We start from the raw sequence: 22926 nt of genomic DNA, 5'->3' as shown, positions 1-22926 counted from the left end.
AATAAAAGCTGATCGGTCCGGCGAATGGCTGCCCTTAAATAGGTTGGGTCTTATGTCCAAGCCATTGCCGGACCGGCGTGTCAAGACCTGGTGCCAGCCGCTCATAAACCATCCGGTGATACGCATTGATCCAGTTGAGTTCCTCTGTGTTGAGCATGGTTTTATCCACAAGATTGCGCTCAAAATGGCAGAAGGTCATGTTCTCAAACTTTAAAAAGCTGCCGAACTGCGTGTCCCTGTCCTTGATTACCAGAACCATATTTTCAAGCCGGATCCCGTATTGGCCTTCCCGGTAAAGGCCCGGCTCGTTGGTCAAAAGCATGCCGGGCCCAAGCGCGATATCCACGGGAAAGGCGCTTAAGCGTGCCGGGCCTTCGTGTACACAAAGGAAAAAACCCACCCCGTGGCCTGTACCGTGGCCGAAGTCAAGTCCCTGCTGCCATAAGTGCCGGCGGGCCATGGCATCTATCTGGTACCCCCGGGCAGTGGCGGGGAAGCGCGCCGTTGCAACGGCAATATGGGCTTTGAGCACCAGGGTATAATCCCGGATTTCCTGGCTTGTCGGCGCGCCCAGATGCAGGGTGCGTGTAATGTCCGTGGTTCCGGTCAGGTAATTGCCCCCGGAATCGGTCAGAAACATGGCATCAGGACTTAAGGGCAGATCTGTCTCCGGTTGCGCACTGTAATGGCAGATGGCAGAGTGTTCCTTGAACGCCATAATTGAATCAAACGAAGGATGAATAAAAGCGGCTTGTTCTTTGCGGAATTTCAAAAGCTGTTCCGCGGCGCAAATCTCCGTCTTGGGTGCATCACTGGTACAAAGCCAGTGCAGAAAATTGACCACGGCCCGGCCGTCTTTGACCGCAGTATCACGGATATGGGAGATTTCAACCTCATTTTTCACGCATTTGAACAAGACCGAAGGGTTTGGCGCCTCAATAATATTCGAGCGCTTGTCTATGACCTGGTAAACAAAATCCGAGACCCGTTCAGGATCAAGCAGTACCCTGGTCTCTTTGTCCAGGTTCTGAATCGCATCGTAAAAAGCATTGTAATCAAACAAGTCAATGCCGTCCGCGTCAAGGGTTGTCCCAAGTGCCGTACTGACCTTGGCCTGATCAATGAATAAACTGATTTTATCCATGAAGACCAGGGCAAAGGAAAGATTTACCGGATTGGTGTGAATATCTTCGCCCCTCAGATTAAAGGTCCAGGCAATATCATCCAAGGCGGCAAGCACATGGCAGTCAGCATTGTACTCTGCCATTTTTTTTCGTATGCGGGAAAATTTTTCTTTCCTGGTCTGCCCGGCGTAGACTGCATCCAGTTCAAAAGCCGGGGTCCGGGGCATGGGGGGTCTGTCCAGCCACAGATCGGAAATCAGGTCCATGGTGGTGTCCACAACAATACCCTGTTGTGAAAATTTCTTTTTCAGACTGCCGGCCTGGGCCGCAGATACAATTTTTCCATCCAGGGCAATGCAGTCATTGGCGGACAAGGTATCAGCCAGCCACCTGTCAAAAGTCGGAATACCTGTATCTCCCTGTCTGAAAAGTTGAAACCCATTCAATTGGGTTGCGGCCTGGATCCAGTAACGAAAATCCGTCCACATCCCGGCCTCCTTTTGGGTGACCACGGCTGTGCCCGCAGAACCGGAAAATCCGGTCAGCCATTTCAGGGTCTGCCAGTGCCCGGCCAGATATTCGCTTTGATGGGGATCTGCATTGGGAATGAGCACGGCACTGACCCCGGCTGCATCCATTTTCCGGCGCAGGGCGCAAAGTTTGTTTTGTGTGTTCACTTGTTCTGTATTCAATTCTGTATTCAATGGTGGTTTTATATTCCTGGTGGATTTTTTTATAACTCACATGGGCTGCAACCCCACAACGAATAATGAAACCAAAGACACCGACAATGCGGGGCTAAAATGGACGTACCAAGCGCTTGGCCCTCTTGTTTCCTGTATCTTGTCTCTAGTTTCTTGTAAATATTGATACAGTAAACAATACCGTTGGCGCTGTCAATCAGGCGGTAGCGGTAAAAGATTCCGACAAAAGTAAGTCAGCACCGCTGAAAAGGAACTTTTCAGCGGTGCTGGAATATTAGAAAGATAAATCTGAGAAGAGATTAAAGGAAATCAAGCTTTTCCTTTAATCTCCGTTTCGGACTGAATAACGGAATCTAACTGATGGGTGGAATGTACGCTGAAGTCAGAACCGGAGCCGATCTCGCCAGTCCTTGTAAGTTATAGCGCTTCATCGTCAATGATCCTTAGAAAATCAAAGATATCACTTTGTGCCTGGATTTCAGTTGCTTCAATCATTTGCCTTCCTCCCTGCGTCAATCTTAAATGGGTTTTATTTAGAGGAAATTGATTATTTCTTTGTATTTTTTCCCTCTTTCACACATGCGTGACATCATATCAACGGCAGATAGGGCAAATCAATCGGGGAATCCCTGATTTTTTTTGACTTTTTTACGAAATAAATCCAATATTTTGCGATACGGGATTTTTTCCAAAACTCGCAAACGAAGAATGAAATTCAAGACACCAACAATGCGGGGCTAAAATAGGCGCTCCAGGCGTTTCGCCCTCTTGTTTCCTGCATCTTGTCTATAGTTTCTTATAAATCTGTTTCGCTCTCGGTTAGATTATTCCACTTTTATGATTTTAACAGTATGACCCACCCAGTTCGGCGGCAGATAAATCCGCCCACTGTTTCCGGACGCCTTGACTTGTTTTTCGATCATCTCTTCACCGTAAACCTCAAATTTTACCCTGGGCCGCACCGGCTGGTCTTCCACTTTTTTATCGTTCATGCATCACCTTTTTTTATTGTCAATTCAAACTAAGAGCAGCAGATGAAATAAATTGAGCAAAAATTACGGTCCTAAGGATTAATTGGCAGATAAATACCCGTTCCTTCAGGCAGATCGCTGAAATCCGAAATCCTGTCGCCCTGGACCGGACCCCGGCCCGGAATATGGTAAATGGTTCCGGGGGCTTTATACTTTGCTCCTGCTATCTTGTAAGCGGTCTTATCTTTTGTCACGTCAAATGAGCCTTTATACCCCACCACCAGACGGGTGCCTATCGGCAGATCATCCCAGTCCGAAATCGCACATCCCGTCAGAATCCGGTCAGAGGGAAGAAAATAAATCGTGGAAGGCGCATGGTAAGCCGCGCCGGCATGGGACCAGGCTGTCATCCGCCCGGAAATGGTTTTTATGATGCTTTCCGCCTGTTCAGGGATCTGTTCCGTCTCCTGGTTGAGTATCACCTTTGTTCCCACGGGCAAATGATCCCAGCCTAAACGCGCGGCAACCCTGTCTCCGGCCAGGGTTTTACCGCCGGGCAGAACGTAGACTGTGTTGGGGGCATCATAATCTTCACCGGCAATGGCCCAGGCAGAATTGAGTTTTGAAATGACATCGGACGCCAGTACCTGGGGCGCCTTTTTTCCGGTATAAACAGCAATATTGGGATCAGAATAAAAAACCTGAACCAGTATGGGATCCGGTGTAAGACGACCCGCCATGACATCAGGATCATAAGGCCAGGTCGACCCGAGCCCTGCCCGGATCCTGTCAAAATTTTTTGCACACCGTTTACGTCCCCTGTGATTTTTGGGGAACCATGGATTGGGTCTGCCGTAGGCAATCTGACTGTGAGTCAGAATATCTTTGTCCCGCAGGCCATAGGCCCGCTTAAGGATAAAAAGCAACTGTCTGGCAGACCTGTACTGACTGTCGGTCAGGGGGGCATAATGGTATCCCACAAATTCAATACCCACAGAGATATCGCTGACATTGGACACCCCGTTCCACATGGACAGGCCAGCATGGTCAGCCCGATATTGTTTATCCAGAATCCGGTAAACCATTCCGTTCCTGGCAACCACATAATTGGCGTGCCCGCCAGGCGTACTACTTCCGTTTTTAAACTGCTTTCCCCTTGAAACCACCCTTAAGGTGCTTTCAAGGCCCAGCTCGGAGGTATGCACGATGATCAGTTTCGTACTGGCGCGCACTCTTTTTTGAAATCGTGGATTGATCCGGGAGCTATAATCGATAATACGGCTTTGGAAACGGACAAGGTCTGACCGGGAATAAATTTGTGCGGTCCAGCCCGGAACCGGGGTCAACAGCATGACAACCAGAACCAGAATAATCGGCATCAGGGAAAAAACCTTTGAAAAAAAAAGTCGACACAAAATTCAATACTCATGGACAAAAAGTATATCAGCACCGGTCCGATATTGCAAAGATTTGGCAGCCTGATCCAATTTGGAAAGGAATTCAACGCCTGTGAAAAAGCGTCAAAAAAAGAAGAAAGAAGCCCTTGTTGAGTATTCATAATGATCCTGATATCATCATTTGAGTGAAACATGATCCCATTTTAAACCGCTTTTTGTAAAGGTGATAAAGATGATGACAAAAAAATATATACTGGGTTGGGGTTGCCCGGTTTTGTTGATTGGATTGTTATTATGCGCAAGAGGGACGGCTTTTACCCAGGAAGCCCCAAGTCTTTCAAAGGGACAAAAGGTTTATGTCCCGGCATATTCACATATTTACACGGGCAACAGACAGATCCCTTCATTTTTAACCGTGACTTTAAGCATCCGCAATACAGACATGGCCCGCGCCATTGAAGTTGTGTCCGTGGATTACTACGACACCAAAGGCACACTTTTAAAAAATTACCTGCCCTCACCTGTTTCTCTCAAACCCCTTGAATCCATACGCTATGTTGTGGACTATGACGATAAGGCCGGGGGAGCCGGGGCTAATTTCATTGTTGAATGGCGATCTGAAAAGACTGTGAATCCCCCGATCATGGAAACCATCATGATCGGCTCAAGATCTTCTTTCACGTCCCGGGGTCAGCCCCTTATTCCTTTGAAATGATTTCCAGATCATGGTCAATGCCATAAACTTAGGCATTGAGATTTTATTTTATACCACGAAGAACACGAAGATAGTAGAGAACTAAACTTCGTGTTCTTCGTGAACTTCGTGGTTTTAATCTGAAAAGTTTCTTAACTTTATGACATTGGGTGGTAAACGCGAATTTCGTGGTTATATTTTAGCTATGGCAAAAAACTTATCTTGCCACGAAAGGAGTTATCGCCATGAAAATACGTTTTTTAGAAGCCCAAATCGAGGACTGGGTTGAAAAATGGGGCAAACTCGGAAGGGCCAACGGCGTCAAACGGTATCACTGTGTCCAAGGAAAAAATATAAAGTGTACCCCCCTGGTGCGTTCAAGCCTGGCATTGGACAAGGAGTTCAGGGGAAGCCTGGCCTACTTTCATTAACAGCTAACTGATAAGACGGACGAGCAGGGTAGATCCTGGTTTCTTTCTGACAAGATCTACCCCATTTATTTTTTAACTTCGAATCAAGCATCGCCCGGCCGCACCTGATGATTTAAGTCTAAGTCAAAAATTAACGGATCATGGCAAACCATCTCTTTGGAAAATGTTACGCCTGTACCATGGTCATCATTTGAAACGGTTCAGTGCCAAATTTAGAATTGCTGGTAATGGTTTTGCGCTTATTGACTTTTATAAATAATTTATTTTATAAGTACTATCTTTTTGCGCATACTTTTGCACAAAAGCCCGGGATAAGGAAAGGAATGGCACCACAAGCGAACAATAAAGTTTACACCGTAGGCACGCTGACAAGGCAGATAAAAAATCTGCTTGAGGAACAGTATCCTTTTTTATGGATCACCGGTGAAATCTCAAATTTTTCAACGCCTGATTCAGGCCACGCCTATTTTTCATTAAAAGATGAAGCAGCCGTTATTTCCTGCGTGATTTTCAAAAGACAGAAACGCCATTTAAAATTCACCCCTGAAAACGGGATGAAAGTTAAAGGCATGGCGCGCCTGTCCCTTTACGAGCCCCGGGGGTCTTATCAACTCATTTTTGAGCATATGGAACCTGAAGGAACAGGCGCACTTCAGCGGGACTTTGAACAGCTTAAAGCCAAATTGGCTGCCATGGGGTGGTTTGATACTGCGCATAAAAAAGAAATTCCTTTTTTGCCGTCAGGCATCCATGTGATCACCTCGGGCACGGGTGCTGCGGTTCGTGATATTATTCAGGTGGCCAAACAACGCTGTCCAAGCGTTCCCCTTGAAATCATTCCCGTCAAGGTCCAAGGCGACACCGCAGAATTTGAAATTGCCCATGCCATTGAACTTGCCAACACGGTCAAAACCTGTGACCTCATTATTATTGCCAGAGGCGGCGGGTCCTTAGAAGATTTATGGGCATTTAACACCCAAACCGTGGCCAAGGCTGTTTACGAATCTGAAATACCCGTCATTTCAGGCGTGGGTCATGAAATCGATTTCACCATTGCCGACTTTGTCGCCGATTTTCGGGCCCCGACCCCATCGGCTGCTGCCCAGATGGCCTTGCCTGACCAGGCTGCCCTTGTTCATCAAATCTTTGGATTGCAAAATGAGCTGAACAATAAGATTGAGCAGCGTATTACTCGACTACTTGAATATATAAATGATTTAAACAGACGCCTTAAAAGTCCGGCCAGGGTTGTGGATGATTTCAGGTTCCGCATCGAAGATCTGCAATCCAGGGTTTTTTCTTTGGTCAAAAATCATATAAACTACCAGCGCCAGAGAACGCAATGGCTTGAAAGAGCGCTTTCAGGTACCCTGCCCTTGTCCCGCATTCAGGCATTCAAAAAGACTGTTAAGGATTTCCAGGCAAGTCTGGATTATCTTTTTTATGCTTACCTGAAACAATGCAAAGATCAAGTAAACAAACAAAGTGCCCAGCTTGAGACCTTAAATCCGTCAGCGGTGTTAAACCGCGGTTACAGCATCACCCGCAGTCTGTCCAATGGTCATATTGGCGGTCATGTTGTGATGGATGCGGATACGCTTGGTGCAGATGATCGAATTGAAATTATTTTATCTAAAGGACGCCTGGATGCCCGGGTGGAAAAAACATATGGCAAAGAAAACCTTTGAATCAGCACTACAACAGCTTGAAAACATTGTCAGAGAAATGGAATCCGGTGATTTGACATTGGAGCAGGCAGTCAAAAAATATGAAGATGGGATTGCCAATACCCGCTTCTGCCTTGAAATTTTAGATAAAACCGAGCAAAAAATTACCCGGTTGGCCATGGATGCCGACGGAAAGCCCCAAGTATCAGATTTTGAGGAAGACCAATGAGCCCCTTTGATCTTTCCGGATATTTGTCCCGGAACCGAAAACTGGTTGATACCGCGCTGATAAGCGTTTTTGATGAATTTGACAGACAACGCGAGCTTGTCCGGGCCATGACCCACTCTTTGATGGCCGGCGGCAAACGGGTCCGCCCTGCCCTTGCGCTGGCAACGGCCAGTGCGTTGGGTGCCGATCCGCTCATCGCCCTGCCCGCTGCCTGTGCCATTGAAATGATTCATACCTATTCCCTGATCCATGATGATCTGCCGGCCATGGATGATGATGATCTGCGCAGAGGCGTTCCCACCTGCCACAAACAATTTTGTGAAGCCACGGCCATTCTGGCCGGGGACGGACTTTTAACCCATGCCTTTCATATCCTTGCCGCGCCTGGGTCCTGTTTCACGGTTTTCCCCGATGCCGGGATCCGGTTGATTCTGGTGGAAAAAATATCTGCAGCAGCCGGGGTTAACGGCATGGTGGAAGGCCAGATGCTTGATATGCAGGCTGAAAAGAATCCGGACGCCTTGCCTTTGGACAGTCAGGATGCCCTGGCCCATTTAAAGAAAATTCACCGGCATAAAACCGGGGCCATGATAGAGGTCAGTGTGGCGTCAGGGGCCATCAGCGCCGGTGCGGATAAAGATGCCTTAACTGCTTTGGGCACATATGCGCAAAATATCGGGCTTGCCTTCCAGGTCATGGACGACATCCTGAATGTGGAAGGCGACCCCGAAGTCATGGGCAAGGCTGCAGGTTCCGATGCCCTGCACGATAAAATGACCTTTCCTGCCATTCTTGGCCTTGGAGGCTCAAAGGATTTTTCAAGACAGCTTGTAGCTGATGCCCTGGAGGCTTTGGACAGTTACAGGGAAAAGGACTTTAAGAAAAACAGCGAACCTTTGCGCGCCATTGCCGGTTACATTATCAACCGGAACCGATGACAGGACATGAACAAGAGGTAGGCATTGAAATATCTTGACCAAATAAACGGCCCTGATGATCTAAAACAGATTCCAAGGGATGAACTCGGTGCTGTTGCCCGGGAGATCCGGGGCAGAATCATTGATGTGGTATCAAAAAACGGCGGACATCTGGCATCAAGCTTAGGTGTGGTAGAACTGACCATTGCCCTGCATTACGTATTTGATATACCCAAAGATACCCTGATCTGGGATGTGGGCCACCAGTCCTATGCGCATAAGCTTTTAACCGGGCGCCACCGCGACTTTGACACCCTTCGCAAATACAAGGGCATTTCAGGGTTTGTTAAAATCAAGGAAAGTCCCTATGATGCGTTTACTGTGGGACACGCCTCCACCTCAATTTCTGCCGGTCTTGGCATGTGCTATGCCAAGGCCCTCAAGCAGGACAATTCCAATGTGGTCTCAATCATCGGTGACGGTTCCATGACCGCAGGGCTTGCCTATGAAGGGTTGAACCATGCAGGCGATCTCCAGCAAAAATACATCGTTATCTTAAATGATAACGACATGTCCATCTCCGCCAATGTGGGGGCTTTGTCTTCCTACCTGTCCCGGACCCTTTCACATAAAAAACTGCAAAACATGCGTAACCAGTTCGGCCAGTTTCTAAAATCCGTGCCTAAAATCGGGGATGACATGTATGGATGGGCCAAAAGATGGGAGGAGTCGTTTAAGACTTTCGTGACCCCGGGTATGCTGTTTGAGGCCTTTAATTTTGATTATTTCGGTCCCATTGACGGCCATAATCTGGATCATCTCATTGATATTCTGTCTAATATTAAAGATCCTGATTCCCCGGTGCTGCTGCATGTAACCACGAAAAAGGGCAAAGGGTATGCGCCTGCTGAAAAAAATCCGGTCTATTTTCACGGCGTAGGCGCCTTTGCCGTGGATACCGGGAAATCCCCGGCTTCAACGTCAAGCGCCCCACCCTCTTACACAACGGTGTTCGGCAATTGTATGGTTGCCCTTGCAAAACAAAACAAGTGCATTGTGGCGGTGAGTGCAGCCATGCCCGAAGGCACGGGACTAAGCCATTTTGCCGAACAGTTTGCCGACAGGTTTGTTGACGTGGGCATTGCCGAACAGCATGCGGTCACCTTTGCCGCAGGCCTTGCCGCCAAAGGGGCAAAACCCGTGGTGGCCATCTATTCCACCTTTTTGCAGCGCGCCTATGACCAGATTCTTCATGATGTCTGTATTGACAGCCATCCTGTGATTTTTGCCCTGGATCGTGGCGGCATTGTGGGCGAAGACGGACCCACCCACCACGGGATGTTTGATTTTTCCTATCTTCGATCCATGCCCAATATGGTTGTAATGGCGCCCATGGATGAAAATGAACTGGTGCGGATGATGCAGACTGCTGTGGCCCACCAGGGCCCCATTGCCCTGCGTTATCCCAGGGGTCCAGGCCAGGGGGTCAACATTGATTACAATGCCAAAGCCGTTGACATTGGAAAAGCAAAGGTGCTTCGCACGGGCGGCGATCTTTTGATCATCGGTATTGGCCGCTGTGTGAATGATGCCATGGATGCGGCGCTCCAGCTATCAGCCAAAGGCATTGAAAGTACCGTGGTCAATGCCCGGTTTGTAAAGCCCTTGGATGGGGATCTGATTCTTGATCTTGCCGGGAAGATCAAAAGGGTTGTGACCATTGAAGAACATGTGCTGGCCGGTGGTTTTGGATCAGCCATCCTTGAACTGATCTGTGACGGCGGGATTTCAGGATGCCGCGTAAACCGGGTGGGTATTAATGATGTATTTATTGAACACGGCAGCCAGGCTGAACTTCGGAAAGATTACGGCATTGATGCCCGGGCCGTCGTGGCGGCAGGATTGAAGTTGTGCTGTGAAAAATAGAACCGCAAGAAAACGACTGGACCAGGCCCTGGTTGACCAGGGTCTGATACGCTCAAGGGACCGGGCCAAGGCCATGATCATGGCCGGAAAAGTTCTGGTGAACGGCATCAGGGCAGATAAACCCGGCACCCAGGTGAACCAGGATGCGCGTCTTGAGGTCAAAGCCCCGGATCATCCCTATGTCAGCCGGGGCGGGCTTAAACTTGAAAAAGCACTTCACAGTTTCCCCGTATCTGTTCAGGATGCGGTTTGCCTTGATATCGGTGCCTCCACAGGCGGATTCACCGACTGCCTGCTCAAATCCGGTGCCCAAAAAGTGTATGCCGTTGATGTGGGCTATGGGCAGCTTGACTGGTCCCTTCGACAGGATGACCGGGTAGTGGTCATAGAGCGTACCAATATCCGCCACCTTGACTATGACACCATCGGCCAACCCATGGATACGGTGGTGGCGGACACCTCTTTTATCTCTTTGAAAACCGTTATCCCGTCAGCGGAAAAATTCATGCGGCACGGCACGGATATCCTGGCCCTGATCAAACCGCAGTTCGAGGCAGGAAAAGAAAATGTATGCAAAGGCGGCATCGTAAAGGATCCTCAAATCAGAAACCAGGTAAAGCAGGATATGATTCTTTTCTTCCAGGACAGGGGATATAAGGTGAACGGAACCGTTACCTCGCCGGTTTTAGGCGCCAAGGGCAATGAGGAATACGTAATTTCGCTAGTGTATCAAAAAAAATAAAATAAAACTGTTATTTTCATCTCATTTTGATTATTAGTTTATTGTTATTTTATTAATAATATTCTAAAGGAGCCGTAATGAGCGAAGACATCAAATCCATGAGAAATGTGGCTTTTGCGGGCCATGGAGGTGCAGGCAAGACAACTCTTGCTGAGGCTATGCTGTTTAAAGCCGGGGTGACAAATCGCCTTGGCAGGGTTGAAGATGGAAATACAGTAATGGATTTCCAGCCCGAAGAAGTCAAAAAGCAGCAAAGTATTAATACGTCATTTATTAAGTATACGCATCAAAAGCATGTCGTTACATTAATGGACACCCCCGGGGACCAAAATTTCTTCTCTGCTGCCAAAACATGTTTTCCTGTAGCCGACAGCATGGCTTTTGTCATTGACGGTGTTGGCGGGCCTTCCGCCATGACCGAGGAAGCAGCAGCTTCCGCCCTGGAATATAACCTGCCCGGTTTTGTTATTATCAACAAGTTAGACCGTGAACGGTCTGATTTTACCACTGCGGTTGCCGCATGTGATACGTCCTTGAAAAAGAAGATCATTCCCGTATGCTATCCCATTGGAAAAGAAGAGGGATTTAACGGTCTTGTCAATATCGTTTCCGGTGCAGCCTTTACGTATGACGCCGATGGCAAGGCCACAAGAATTGATATCCCGGCAGATATGGCAGATGAAATTGCCGCTGCCAAGGAAGAATTCGTTGAAAATATCGCAGAGCTTGATGATGATCTGCTTGAAAAATATCTGGAAGGCGAAGAGCTGACCGAAGATGAGATCAAAAGCGCGTTTAGGAAAGGCGTTCTTGAGGCCCAATTCTATCCGGCCATCTGCATATCCGCCACAAAACTGATCGGCATTGATGTGGTCTTTGATTTTATCAATGATTATATGCCCTCCCCCCTTGACCGCGGCCCATGGATTGCCAAGGACGCTGATGGCAACGATGTGGAAGTGGCGCCTGATCCCGATGCTGAATTCACAGGTTTTGTATTCGCCACCATTGTGGACCCCTATGCGGGCCGGCTTTCCCTTTTCCGGGTGATTTCCGGAACACTTGGCAAGGAAGGCAATCTCCTCAATGTCACCAAGGACACCAAGGAGCGGTTTTCACAGCTTCTTGAAATTGCCGGCAAAGAGCAGAAACAGATTGAGGGTGCGCTGCCGGGGGCCATTGTGGCCGTGGCAAAATTGAAAAGCACGCTTACAGGGGATACCTTGACCGGTGGCAAAAACATTCAGATTCCGGCACCCGCACCTTTGCCCCCGTGCATCTCCTTTGCCATTTCACCCAAGGCCAAAAACGACGAAGATAAAATTCATGAAGCGGTGCGCAAAATCCTTGAAGAGGATACCGGCCTTACCCTGCGTCGTGAGGAAGAAACCCGCCAGACTATTCTTTCCGGTCGCGGTCTGGTTCACATTGAAATCACCGCAGAGAAAATCCAGCGCAAATTCAACGTGGGCATGGACATTGCCACACCCAAGGTGGCCTATCGTGAAACATTCAAGAAAAAAGTCCGGGTCCAGGGCAAGCATAAAAAACAGTCCGGGGGCCATGGCCAGTACGGTGACTGCTGGATCGAACTTGAGCCCCTTCCCAAGGGATCAGGCTATGAGTTTGTGGACAAAATCGTGGGCGGCGTCATTCCCAAAAACTATATTCCTGCGGTTGAGGCAGGTATCCGGGGTGCCATGCAGAAAGGTATTCTGGCAGGATTCCCCTGTGTGGATTTCCGCACCACCCTGGATTTTGGCTCTTACCATGCAGTTGACTCTTCGGAAATGGCATTTAAAACAGCCGGTTCCCTGGCGTTTAAGAATGCGGCAGCCCAAGCCAATGCGGTTTTGCTTGAACCGATTATGAAAGTCTCTGTGAAAGCTCCTGATGATGCCACCGGCGATATCATGGGTGATCTGAATTCCAGACGCGGCAGGGTACTTGGCATGGATTCCGAAGGTGACAAACAGATTATCAACGCACTTGTACCCATGTCTGAAATGCTTCGGTATGCACCGGACTTAAGCTCCATGACCGGTGGCCGCGGTGCCTTTACCATGGAGTTTGAGCAGTATGATGAAGTGCCGCCGGATCTGGCCAAAAAGATCATTGAGCAGGTAAATGCCGAAAAAGATTGAGTATTTTACCACGAAGAACACGAAGTTCACGAAGATAGAAGATATTAAAGTACTAAACTTCGTGTTCTTCGTGAACTTCGTGGTTTTAATCTGAACGTATCTTAACTTTATGACATTGGGTGCCACCTAATAACGTTATGTCTGTTTTTGTAACGTTACTTGTTCATACAGATTATTCTTTTCCCCAATTAATATATATTTTTTTATTTCATGATTTCAAATGGATATCCCTATGTCCTGTTTTAATTTAAAAAATATCATACCCCGGCACAGACTATGATATAGAACATCAATTTAATGATTTGAATACTGCATTACGCATGTAAAATGACATACCCAGTCAAAGGAGTTTAAATGGAGAAAAAAAAAGTACTGATCATCGGCGGCGTGGCCTGTGGTCCTAAAGCTGCGTCCCGGATTAAACGACTTGACCCAGATACCCAAGTAACCATTCTGGAAAAAGGGGAACTGATCTCCTATGCAGGATGCGGCCTGCCCTACTATATCTCCGGGCAGGTACAAAATGATAGTGAACTGATGGCCACACCCACAGGCGTGGTCAGGGATCCCAACTTTTTTAAGATGGTTAAGGATATTGAAGTAAAAAACCATACCCTGGCAGAATCCATTGACCGTGAAAATAAAATTGTGAAAGCCGTTGATCTTTCAACAGGCAAGTCCATTGAATATGAGTACGATACCCTTGTCCTTTCCGTGGGAAGTCAATCTAAAAAACCGCCGTTTCCCGGCATTGATCTGACTGGTGTGCATTTTCTTCAGACCGTTGAGGATGCACGAGGCATCAGAAATGAAAACGGCCCCCTGGAAGGAAAGAATGCCGTGATTGTTGGTGCCGGGCTCATCGGCCTTGAGGTCACAGAATCTTTGAGGGCCAGGGGAATGAACATTACCATGATCGAGATGCTAGATCAGGCCATGGGTAATCTTTTTGACCATGAAATGGTGTTTCATCTGCACAATGAACTTAAACGTAACGGCGTTGTGCTCAAAACCCTGGAAACGGTCCGGGAAATCAAAGGCAATGACCTTTCGGCCGTAACATCCGTTGTCACGGACAAGGGGGAATATCCCGCAGATCTGGTGCTGGTCGCCGTGGGTGTGAATCCCAATACCCAGCTTGCAAAACAAGCCGGCCTTGAGATCGGTGAAACCGGTGCCATCCGGGTGGATGCCTCCATGCGGACCTCAGATCCCAATATATATGCAGGTGGGGACTGTGTTGAAAACGTTTCCCTAGTCACAGGAAAACCCGTTTTTGCACCCATGGGCTCCACGGCCAACAAACACGGCAGAATCATTGGCGATAATATCTGTGGCATCACTTCCGAATTCAAGGGCATTTGCGGTACGGTCATCTGCCGGGTTTTCAATATCAATGTGACCAGAACAGGCCTGACTGAAAAACAGGCCAGGGAAATGGGATACGACTGCATCACCGTTTTAAGCCCCTTTCCTGACAAACCCCACTTCCTTGATGAGGCCAAACTGATCATCATTAAACTGGTGGTGGATAAGGCCACCCACGCGCTTTTAGGCGCCCAGATCGTGGGACCCGGCGATGTGGCCAAACGCATGGAAATCGCCGTGTCAAATATTTCGTCCGGATCAAAGGTGACGGACATCGCCCAGTATGACCTGGCCTATGCCCCGCCCTTTTCCCCTGCCATGGACAATATCATCACGGCTGCCAATATTGCTGAAAACAAACTTTACAACCGGGGAAATTCCCTGTCTCCTGTGGAAGTCAAAGCCAAAATAGATAACGGCGATGATTTTATTTTCCTTGATGCGCGTTCCCCCCAGGAGTATGAGCAGATGCGCATTGAAGACCCCAGGGTCAAAGTGATCCCCTTGGGTAAACTGAGAAGCAGCCTTTCCGAACTGCCAAAGGACAAGGAGATTATCGCGTTTTGCAAGATCTCCTTGCGCGGCTATGAAGCCGAGCGTATTCTGGCAGGTGCTGGATATAAAAACGTAAAATTCATGGACGGCGGTGTGGTATGCTGGCCTTATAAAAAATTTGTTCTTTCCTGAAATGATTAAAATCGACTGCTGTCGGACCGCGAAGGTGTCTGGCAGCGGTTTTCATATACCCGCCATGGGCTGACCGGGTCTATCAACACCTAAAAAGTTAATGACATTGAAGCGCTGCTGAAAGAATGCGGCCAAGTTTTTTTACGTCAACAGGTTTAGGCAAAATGGCGTCAATAAGGTTATTATCCGGTGTCGGCAGGACATTGGAATAACCTGTGTGGAGCACAACCGGAATATCAAGCCTTAAGCTCTTGATGGAAGATGCCAGCTGAATCCCGGTGATATCCGGCATGGTTTGATCTGTAATCACCACATCAAATTTCTGGGGGGAGTGTTCAAATAATTTAATTGCCTGGGTACTGCTGTCAACTGCTGTAACTTCATATCCCAGGTAAATCAGCATCGCCTCTATGATTTCGCTCACTTCAGGTTCGTCATCCACAAGAAGGATATGACCGGTCCCTCGGATTCCTTTTGTGAAATCCAGGGATTTTTCCTGGTTTTGCTCTTTTTTCTTCTCAAGTTCAGGCAAGAATATACTGAACTTTGCTCCACAACCAGGACTGGAATTGACGCGGATGATGCCGCCAATTTGCTGCACAATGCTGTGGACCATAGCAAGCCCTAGTCCCGTACCGATATCCGGGGGTTTGGTAGTATAATACGGTTTAAAGATATGTTTTTTCACCTTTTCTGCCATACCAGGTCCGGTGTCTGAAACGATGATCGCCACATGGGGAATTGGACTCAACCCGATCCCGTCTCCAGCCTTTAGATGGCTGACCCGGACCGTCAGGGTACCTCCCTTTTCAGCCATAGCCTGGTATGCATTTGTACATAGGTTCATGATCATCTGATAGATCTGGCTGGGATCTGCCAGGACACGTCCACACTTCGGATCTGTATGAATTTGAACTCGAATGGTCGCCGGAATGATACCAGTCAGCAGTTTGACAATTTCCTTGGCAATGGGCTGAATCCGAATGGGGCGTGCGGCCTCTTCTTGACGACGGCTAAAAGATAAAATCTGGGCAATAATATCCCTGGATCTCTCTGCAGCCTTGAGAATGCCTGAAATATATCTTTTCTGTGTTTGATCCCTGGTATCTATGAGCAATAGCTGGGCATACCCCATGATGGGAGAAAGGATATTATTAAAATCATGGGCAATGCCTCCGGCAAGAATACCCAATGCTTCCATTTTCTGGGCCTTAAGCAGCTGTTGTTCAAGTTCATGGCGCTGGGCTTCCAGACGAATTCGTTCCGAGATATCGGCAATGACCCATATCTGTTCCCCGGGACGTTCATCTACCGGACAGCACCGGACCGAACAATACAGGATACTTCCGTCTTTGCAGATCCATCGGTCCTGGGAACGGAAGAAGCCCTGGCTTCCCGAGTCATTCCTTTGGTTGCCGGAACGTTCAATGCTATTTTCCCCCGAAAAAAAAAGGGACAAATCCTGATCTCTCAACTCAACAGCTGAATATCCGGTCATTTTTATTAAAGAGGTATTGGCAAAACAGATCACGTGGTCCCGGGTCAGACAGATCCCCACCGGAACAGCATTTGTAATCCCGCCGGTCAGCCCAAGCTCCTCCTGTTCCGCCATGAGCAATCGTTCCCGACCACCGGATTCTTCATTTGAAGAAGTCTTCGACTTCATTGTTTACTTTCCTTTTACATCATTAACCGGTCGCAACCCTGTTCTTTTGACCCTTAAAGAAGCGCGCAAATGGCATGCCGTATTAAATAAGTAATATTTTCAGAATATTATATTTTGGTAAACAATAAAAATCTGTCATTTTTCTTTACAGAGTGTAAAAGATTAACTGTTCAGCCCGCCGGAAAACAGGCGATATTGAACTTTAAACGGTATCTGAAGCTTTTCCCAGAGCCTCATATACCTTTATGGCAAGCTCTTTCATGGAAAACGGCTTCTGAATGAAGCCCACGCCCTTGTCCAACACACCCCTCCGGGTGATCACATCAGAGGTGTAACCGGACATGAACAACAGATTAAGATTCGGTTCACTCAATATCATCGGGTCTGCCAGTTCCCGTCCGTTCATTTCCGGCATGACAACATCGGTGATCAAAAGCTGAATTTCGCCGGTATGGACTTTTGCCAGTTACATGGCTTCACCTGCTGCGCGGGCGGTCAGTACGGTATAACCTATCTTTTCGAGCATGATTTGAGTCATTTTCAAAATTCCGGTTTCATCCTCGACAACCAGGATGGTTTCTCCATGACCGGCCATTATGTTTACTGCTTCCTTGTCCGGCAAATCAACGGCGGAACCCTTATGGCAAGGCAGGTAAATCCGGAAGGATGTACCTTTGCCAGGCTCACTGTACGCATGAATAAACCCCTGGTTCTGTTTGACGATGCCATAGACCGTTGACAGCCCGAGACCTGTGCCCCGGCCCGCACCCTTTGTGGTAAAAAAAGGCTCGAAGTCTGCATGGGTTGGTATGTCATCAAATTTCTGGGGGCACAATGCAATTATTCGCACACAAGCGTTTGCAGAATCCTGTCACCTTCCGATTCTGTCCGGTAAACCGCCTTTTGGCGGCCATGTTTTAAGTCACGACTTTATTGAAGCCGCCATGCTTTGTCGTGCCGGTTGGGGGGTGCGCTTTGATACCGATATTCAGGCTTCATTTGAAGAAGCGCCACCCTCGCTCATTGATATTCTTATTCGCGATCGCAGGTGGTGTCAGGGCAATTTGCAACATTCACGTTTTATATTTGCAAAAGGTTTTGTGCTGCCAACCCGCTTGCATCTTTTTTGCGGGTTAATGTCATACCTGAGCGCAGTTTTCTGGTTATCGTTGATTATTGTGGGGCTTGGATTGCCATTCAGGCGACTTTTGTACGTCCGGAATATTTTGCCAATCCATCCCTGTTTCCCACCTGGCCGGTATTTGATTCAGAACGGGCCTTAAGTTTATTTGTCGTCTCAATGGCAATTGTGCTTGCGCCGAAAGCTTTTGGCTGGTTTGCTGCCATGATTAACATTCCCAGGTATTTACGATTTGGCGGGCCGATTCTGTTAACCCTCAGTGCCTTGTTGGAAATGGTGATGTCAGGTTTATATGCCCCGATTCTGATGGTCTCCCAATTTGGCGTAGTTTTTTCTATATTAAGAGGTAAAGATGGCGGCTCAGCAAAGAACTCTTTTACTGGTTGTTACCGATTTCGGCTGGGTTGATCTTATCGATTCCCCTGTCATGGCTGAGTGGGGGGGGGCGAGACGCACAAATTTGATTAAAAAGATCGGATTGCTGCGTGCACCTGAAGAAAAAGACCCTGTTCAAATTCTGGTTGAATTAAAGCAAAAATTTACTGAAATGCCACAACCACTAAAAATGCACACCCTAAGCAGGCTTGTTAACAACCCACAATTATTTAAATGGCACATATCTCAGCTACGTGATACGAAAGATGAGGAACTGAACTTTCATGAATCCAGCATAATTGCCGAATGGAAATTACATCACGCTGACAACTTGCAGCAATTGGAGTCATGGTTGAAGCCGGTAGAAACCTTGGCATTGTTAAGCCACCCGGATTGTCTGGATCCGTTGCAAAAATTGGGAAAAAAATGAAAAGGGAAAATGGGAGGAATATCATGAAAATCGGTATTGTCGGTCTGGGATCAGTTGGAGCCACAATCGCATATTCAATTGCTGTTTCAGGAATTGCAGAACAGCTTGTACTCGTTGATAAATTTTCAGAGAAGGCGATTGGAGAGGCCATGGACCTTCAGCATTGTGCCTCCTTTATCCCACCTGTTGAGATTTTAGCCGGTGAACCCCATATCTGCAGCAGTATGGACGTTGTTGTTATTACAGCAGGGACAAAGCGGAAGCCCGATGAACAGCGAACTGATCTTATTAAGCGAAATCTTGCTGTGATAAAAGACCTGTCAGAAGGACTGACCCAATCAAATCCGAATGCAATTTTTATTATAGTATCTAATCCCGTTGATCTACTGACCTTGTATTTAACTAAACATTCAAGCCTTGAGCCAAGGCAGATAATAGGGTCCGGTACATTACTGGATACAAGCAGGTTTCGTCACCTCATTTCTAAGAGGATTAATGTTGATCCTCGAAATGTTCATACCTATATCATCGGTGAACATGGGGCGGGATCAATCCCCGTATGGAGTCATGCACAGATAGGGACCTTGCATCTTGATGATTTTGCTGAACAATCAAATATAACGTTTGGGCCTGATGAAAAGAAGCGGGTATTTGAGGACGTACTCTCTGCCGGAAAAGAGGTCATTAAAAGAAAAGGCGCCACTTTTTATGGAATTGCACAAACTGTGCTCAGAATACTGACGGCTATCTTACGGGATGAAAAGAGCATCCTTACTGTTTCAACGAAAGTTCAGGGTTATGCAGGTGTTAATGGTTTGACATTAAGTCTTCCTGTAATTGTCGGACGCAGAGGTGTGGAAAAATCCCCTGTACCTAATCTTAATAGAGAGGAGATTGACGGATTTCAAAAGGCGGCAGAATCCCTGAAGGCCACCGCTATGGATGTGGGAATACTTTAATCCGGAGTTTAACTGGTTTTAGCCTGAAATTTCAGCACATTCCAGCATCTGAGTATCTCCTTCATGTTTTGGTGGGAGGGACTCCCTGGTGCCGATTACCCAGGCCCCCCACGGGTGTCCGCATAAACTTAATCATAAAGGTCTGTACAGGTTACACAGACTTTCATATAACAGCCATGGGCTGTTTATAAGAAACTAGAAACAAGATACAGGAAACAAGAGGGCGAAGCGCCTGGGGCGCTTATTTTAGCCCCGCATTGTCGGTGTTTTTAGTTTCATTGTTCGTTGTGGGCTTGCGGCCCATGTGGGTTATAAAAAAAGTACTGGCGGACAAATGTTTTTTAATAAAATATTCGTGATGATAAAAACAGCAGGAATACTCTGTACAAAGTACGCTGCTTTTCTTCTCCAAACAACCCGGTGTTCATCTTTAAAACAATCCATTAAAAATGAAGAGGCTGCCATGACACACAATCAGGAAACCGATCAGAAAAAACTGGGAAAGCCATTTGAAAAACGGCTGACAACGCCGGAAATAGCGTTGTCCAAAATCAAGCCTGGAGACCACATTTTTGTGGGGTCTGTATGCGCCACTCCCAGGGCGTTGATTCAAGTCCTGGAAACGTTGGAAGGCAATCTGTTCGATGTAGAGCTCTTTCATTTCCTTACAGACGGCGCTGTGGGTAAAAAAGAGGGGGATTTCAGCACCCGGTTCCGGCACCGGGTCTTTTTTGTGGGCACCGATATGCGGGAAGCCATCAAACAGGGCCAGGCCGACTATGTACCGGTTTGCATCAGTCAGGTCCCCCATATGATCAACAGCGGAGGCATGTGTGTGGATGTTGCCCTGATCCAGACATCCCTGCCGGATGAACACGGATTTGTAAGCCTGGGCGTTTCCGTTGATATTGCAAAGGCTGCTGTTAATAAGGCCGGGACCGTTATTGCCGAGATCAATCCCAATATGCCGAACACATTCGGGGACAGCCACATTCATATTGACCAGATCGATCACATGGTCATGGTTGAGACACCGGTGATCGAATACATCCACCCGCCGGCGGATGAGGTCGGTGAGCAGATAGCCAGGTATGTCGCCCGGATTATTGATGACGGCTCTACCCTCCAGGTGGGCTTAGGCCGGATCACCAACGAGATGCTCAAGTATCTGACAAACAGAAAAGATCTGGGATTCCACTCGGATGTCATCACCGAACCCATTGTGGACCTGATTGAAAAAGGTGTTGTCACGGGGAAGGCAAAAACGGTTCACCGGGAAAAGATCGTATGCAGTTACTGCATGGGCACCAGACGGCTGTATAGTCTTATCGACCGCAACCCCATGTTTTCCTTTCATCCCATTGATTATGTCTGCAGCCCTGCAGTTCTTTCGGCTATTCCAAAGTTCATCTCGGTTTCACAGGCATTTGCCGTTGACCTGACAGGCCAGGTCTGCACGGACCAGTTTAAAGGCGAATTCTATGGCGGGGTTTCGACCCAGTCGGAATTTTTAAAGGGGGCTGCCAACTCTCCCGGAGGCAAACCTATCATCTGCCTGTCTTCGACAACCGAAGACGGCAGCGAATCCCGGATCCTCTCCCTGCTCAGGGAAGGCGAGGGCGTAAGCATTCCAAGGTCTGACGTCCATTATGTGGTTACGGAGTACGGGATTGCTTATCTGTTCGGCAAGAGCATCCGCGAGCGAACCCTCTCCCTGATTGAGATTGCCCACCCCAATTTCCGTGAACCGCTTCTGGACGAGGCCAAAGAATTGGGATATGTGCGGGAGGGCCAAACCCTGAAAAGCCGTGTGGCTTATCCGGCTGAGGAGGAGCGGGAAGTCACCTTGAAAAACGGCACAAACGTTCTGATACGCCCATCCAAGGCCAGTGATGTCAAAGGATTGCAGGAAGTTTTTTACGATATGTCGAAAGAAGATATCTATACCCGGTTTTTCTCCCAACTGAAATCTCTTTCCGTATCAGCGGCCGAACATCTGTGCAATGTGGATTATGAAAATGAGATGTCATTTATGGCCATTGCAGGAGACCGGGGGAAAAACCATATTGTGGGCAGTGCCTGCTACTATCTTGACCCGTCCACCAATCTGGCGGAAGTGGCCTATATGATCCTGCCTGAATACCAGAGCGTGGGGTTGGGAGGCGCATTGCAGAAGCGGATGATGGAATATGCCAGGGAAAGAGGCCTCCAGGGATTTACAGCATATATTCTAAAAGAGAACAAAAAAATGATCCGGCTGGCCAGCAGCGGTTTTTCCAATGTGGAGATTGAAAAATCATTCAATGAATATGAAGTGACCATGTTCTTTTAAAACACAGCTGCAATATATGTACATTACAAAACCAAACAGGCTCTAAGGCCTTAATCCCTTATTTTTTCCTTCAATGCCCGGATAATCCCGGAGCAGACTTGGTTGGCATCAGCCACAATGGCCACATCCGCAAGTTTGCACAAAATGGGGGACAGACCATAAACATCTTTCTTCGGCCTGCCAGCTTTTCCCCGAAAGACCCTTCTACCCAGCATCATGCTGATTTCATCCTGAAATTGTTTCCCGCCTAATGCAAAATACCCATTGGTGGCTTTTCTGATCTGATCGAGTTCATCGTCCTCCAATTGATATCGGAATAACTCCCTGTAGGCATACAGTCTTTCTTCTTTCGTTTACCCAGTTCGCCATAAAGCAAATGGGGGGGGGTAATTAATTCTGACGCCTCTCCCTGACCGTTGTGCCGATAACTGGACCATCTGAAACGGAAGCATACTCTTCAAGCCATTGAAGATAACACTGGTAGTCTGGTTTGTCCCCCATTTTTGCTTGTCTAATTTCTAATAGTTTGTCCATTTTCCGGTTCACCTAACGTTTGAATTCACCGGCCTGCACGGCTATTCGAGCAGGTCCGGTGGAATGATGGGTTATGCGGATATTCACCGTCTTGTGCGGCTTTTCGCGTAAGACGGTATTGAAATATAAGTTAACGTTTTTTTTTGGGGGGGGGTAAGTCAGCCCCCCCCAATTAGGAGCGTCAACGAAGCGGAGATGAGTCCTCCGGCAAGGCAATCGTCGAAGTTGCTTCCGCAATCTGTTCTGGGCCTCCCTGAGGCGGCCAGAACCCAGCAGCATAAAACTTCGCGCGGAGCACCGCGCGTTGTTCCAGACTCTCGAAGCCCCCAATATGGGTAATCCGTGGTGGCCCGTCCAACGCGTACATGTTAATAACGAGATGACTGGTGTACTCACGGGCCGGCTTGATTGCCTTTTTCCAACCGGCAAGGGTTGGCGGGCAAGGGTTGGCGGCAAGCCACCTGGTTTCAGACGGTAGGTGCGAAACT

Annotated in this window: 22 protein-coding genes and 2 pseudogenes; 14 read left to right on the top strand and 10 right to left on the bottom strand. The window is 47.9% G+C overall.

Going from position 1 to position 22926, the window contains the following annotated elements; translation table 11 throughout:
- Window positions 1-34 precede the first annotated feature (34 nt).
- The 3 genes from Q366_RS10990 to Q366_RS10985 form a co-directional block, all read right to left on the bottom strand.
- Entirely contained in the window at window positions 35-1828 is a 1794-nt protein-coding gene (locus Q366_RS10990) for an aminopeptidase P family protein (protein ID WP_245619935.1), read from the bottom strand.
- An 824-nt stretch (window positions 1829-2652) separates the two neighbouring features.
- Window positions 2653-2820 (bottom strand): DUF2080 family transposase-associated protein, encoded by a 168-nt coding sequence (locus Q366_RS21300; RefSeq protein ID WP_156968157.1) that lies wholly within the window; start codon window positions 2818-2820, stop codon window positions 2653-2655.
- A 71-nt stretch (window positions 2821-2891) separates the two neighbouring features.
- Window positions 2892-4178, bottom strand: coding sequence for an N-acetylmuramoyl-L-alanine amidase (locus tag Q366_RS10985; protein WP_035238856.1), 1287 nt, complete (start codon window positions 4176-4178; stop codon window positions 2892-2894).
- Window positions 4179-4428: 250 nt separating this feature from the next.
- Between Q366_RS10985 and Q366_RS10975 the strand changes: the two genes are divergently transcribed.
- The 9 genes from Q366_RS10975 (at window position 4429) to Q366_RS10935 (ending at window position 15001) form a co-directional block, all read left to right on the top strand.
- Complete coding sequence (locus tag Q366_RS10975) at window positions 4429-4911, top strand: DUF3124 domain-containing protein (RefSeq protein WP_035238854.1); 483 nt, start codon at window positions 4429-4431, stop codon at window positions 4909-4911.
- Between the two features lie 224 nt (window positions 4912-5135).
- The gene (locus Q366_RS10970) at window positions 5136-5321 is read left to right on the top strand and encodes a hypothetical protein (protein WP_035238853.1); all 186 of its coding nucleotides are present in this window, start codon (window positions 5136-5138) and stop codon (window positions 5319-5321) included.
- 323 nt (window positions 5322-5644) lie between these two features.
- Window positions 5645-7009 (top strand): exodeoxyribonuclease VII large subunit, encoded by a 1365-nt coding sequence (xseA, locus tag Q366_RS10965; protein ID WP_035238852.1) that lies wholly within the window; start codon window positions 5645-5647, stop codon window positions 7007-7009.
- Window positions 6990-7217 carry an exodeoxyribonuclease VII small subunit gene (gene xseB / locus Q366_RS10960; protein WP_035238919.1) on the top strand — a complete coding sequence of 76 codons (228 nt, stop codon included), beginning with the start codon at window positions 6990-6992 and terminating at the stop codon, window positions 7215-7217. The genes xseA and xseB overlap by 20 nt, the downstream gene beginning before the upstream one ends.
- Entirely contained in the window at window positions 7214-8155 is a 942-nt protein-coding gene (locus tag Q366_RS10955; protein ID WP_035238851.1) for a polyprenyl synthetase family protein, read from the top strand. The genes xseB and Q366_RS10955 overlap by 4 nt, the downstream gene beginning before the upstream one ends.
- 24 nt (window positions 8156-8179) lie before the next feature.
- Window positions 8180-10060 carry a 1-deoxy-D-xylulose-5-phosphate synthase gene (gene dxs, locus Q366_RS10950; protein ID WP_035238850.1) on the top strand — a complete coding sequence of 627 codons (1881 nt, stop codon included), beginning with the start codon at window positions 8180-8182 and terminating at the stop codon, window positions 10058-10060.
- Window positions 10050-10802, top strand: coding sequence for a TlyA family RNA methyltransferase (locus Q366_RS10945; protein ID WP_035238849.1), 753 nt, complete (start codon window positions 10050-10052; stop codon window positions 10800-10802). The genes dxs and Q366_RS10945 overlap by 11 nt, the downstream gene beginning before the upstream one ends.
- 77 nt (window positions 10803-10879) lie before the next feature.
- Entirely contained in the window at window positions 10880-12946 is a 2067-nt protein-coding gene (gene fusA, locus Q366_RS10940) for an elongation factor G (protein WP_035238847.1), read from the top strand.
- Window positions 12947-13300: 354 nt separating this feature from the next.
- Window positions 13301-15001 carry an FAD-dependent oxidoreductase gene (locus tag Q366_RS10935; RefSeq protein ID WP_035238844.1) on the top strand — a complete coding sequence of 567 codons (1701 nt, stop codon included), beginning with the start codon at window positions 13301-13303 and terminating at the stop codon, window positions 14999-15001.
- Window positions 15002-15098: 97 nt separating this feature from the next.
- Here the strand turns inward: Q366_RS10935 and Q366_RS10930 are convergent, their stop codons facing one another.
- The 3 genes from Q366_RS10930 to Q366_RS22160 form a co-directional block, all read right to left on the bottom strand.
- On the bottom strand, window positions 15099-16667 hold the full coding sequence (locus tag Q366_RS10930) for an ATP-binding protein (protein WP_051957993.1): 1569 nt from the start codon (window positions 16665-16667) through the stop codon (window positions 15099-15101).
- Window positions 16668-16869: 202 nt separating this feature from the next.
- Window positions 16870-17133 carry a response regulator gene (locus tag Q366_RS20310; RefSeq protein ID WP_084691795.1) on the bottom strand — a complete coding sequence of 88 codons (264 nt, stop codon included), beginning with the start codon at window positions 17131-17133 and terminating at the stop codon, window positions 16870-16872.
- The gene (locus Q366_RS22160) at window positions 17134-17262 is read right to left on the bottom strand and encodes a hybrid sensor histidine kinase/response regulator (protein ID WP_281175486.1); all 129 of its coding nucleotides are present in this window, start codon (window positions 17260-17262) and stop codon (window positions 17134-17136) included.
- Between Q366_RS22160 and Q366_RS21970 the strand changes: the two genes are divergently transcribed.
- Window positions 17251-17406: a hypothetical protein gene (locus Q366_RS21970; RefSeq protein ID WP_245619938.1), complete on the top strand. Its 156-nt coding sequence runs from the start codon at window positions 17251-17253 to the stop codon at window positions 17404-17406. The genes Q366_RS22160 and Q366_RS21970 overlap by 12 nt on opposite strands.
- Here Q366_RS21970 and Q366_RS22355 read toward each other — a convergent pair.
- A pseudogene (locus Q366_RS22355) lies at window positions 17371-17517 on the bottom strand (hypothetical protein); the annotation flags it as partial. The gene Q366_RS21970 and the pseudogene Q366_RS22355 sit on opposite strands and share 36 nt — an antisense overlap.
- Here Q366_RS22355 and Q366_RS21715 point away from each other — a divergent pair.
- From Q366_RS21715 to Q366_RS10910, 4 genes are all read left to right on the top strand, one after another.
- Window positions 17477-17950, top strand: a complete 474-nt coding sequence (locus Q366_RS21715) for a glycosyltransferase family 2 protein (RefSeq protein ID WP_211251886.1) — start codon at window positions 17477-17479, stop codon at window positions 17948-17950. The pseudogene Q366_RS22355 and the gene Q366_RS21715 overlap by 41 nt on opposite strands.
- Before the next feature lie 210 nt (window positions 17951-18160).
- A complete protein-coding gene (locus Q366_RS21710) occupies window positions 18161-18613 on the top strand; it encodes a hypothetical protein (RefSeq protein ID WP_051957990.1) in 453 nt (150 codons plus the stop codon).
- Entirely contained in the window at window positions 18532-19572 is a 1041-nt protein-coding gene (locus tag Q366_RS10915) for an L-lactate dehydrogenase (protein ID WP_084691793.1), read from the top strand. The genes Q366_RS21710 and Q366_RS10915 overlap by 82 nt, the downstream gene beginning before the upstream one ends.
- Window positions 19573-20035: 463 nt before the next feature.
- A complete protein-coding gene (locus tag Q366_RS10910) occupies window positions 20036-21904 on the top strand; it encodes a bifunctional acetyl-CoA hydrolase/transferase family protein/GNAT family N-acetyltransferase (protein ID WP_035238914.1) in 1869 nt (622 codons plus the stop codon).
- 50 nt (window positions 21905-21954) lie between these two features.
- Here Q366_RS10910 and Q366_RS21705 read toward each other — a convergent pair whose 3' ends face one another.
- The 3 genes and pseudogenes from Q366_RS21705 to Q366_RS22350 form a co-directional block, all read right to left on the bottom strand.
- Complete coding sequence (locus Q366_RS21705; RefSeq protein ID WP_051957987.1) at window positions 21955-22209, bottom strand: hypothetical protein; 255 nt, start codon at window positions 22207-22209, stop codon at window positions 21955-21957.
- 85 nt (window positions 22210-22294) lie between these two features.
- Window positions 22295-22438 (bottom strand): hypothetical protein, encoded by a 144-nt coding sequence (locus Q366_RS21295; protein WP_156968156.1) that lies wholly within the window; start codon window positions 22436-22438, stop codon window positions 22295-22297.
- Window positions 22439-22619: 181 nt separating this feature from the next.
- A pseudogene (locus Q366_RS22350) lies at window positions 22620-22862 on the bottom strand (NIPSNAP family protein); the annotation flags it as partial.
- Window positions 22863-22926 lie beyond the last annotated feature (64 nt).

This window comes from Desulfobacter vibrioformis DSM 8776, from assembly GCF_000745975.1.
GTDB classification, from domain to species: Bacteria; Desulfobacterota; Desulfobacteria; order Desulfobacterales; family Desulfobacteraceae; genus Desulfobacter; species Desulfobacter vibrioformis.
This window is presented reverse-complemented; position numbering and strand designations above follow the sequence as displayed.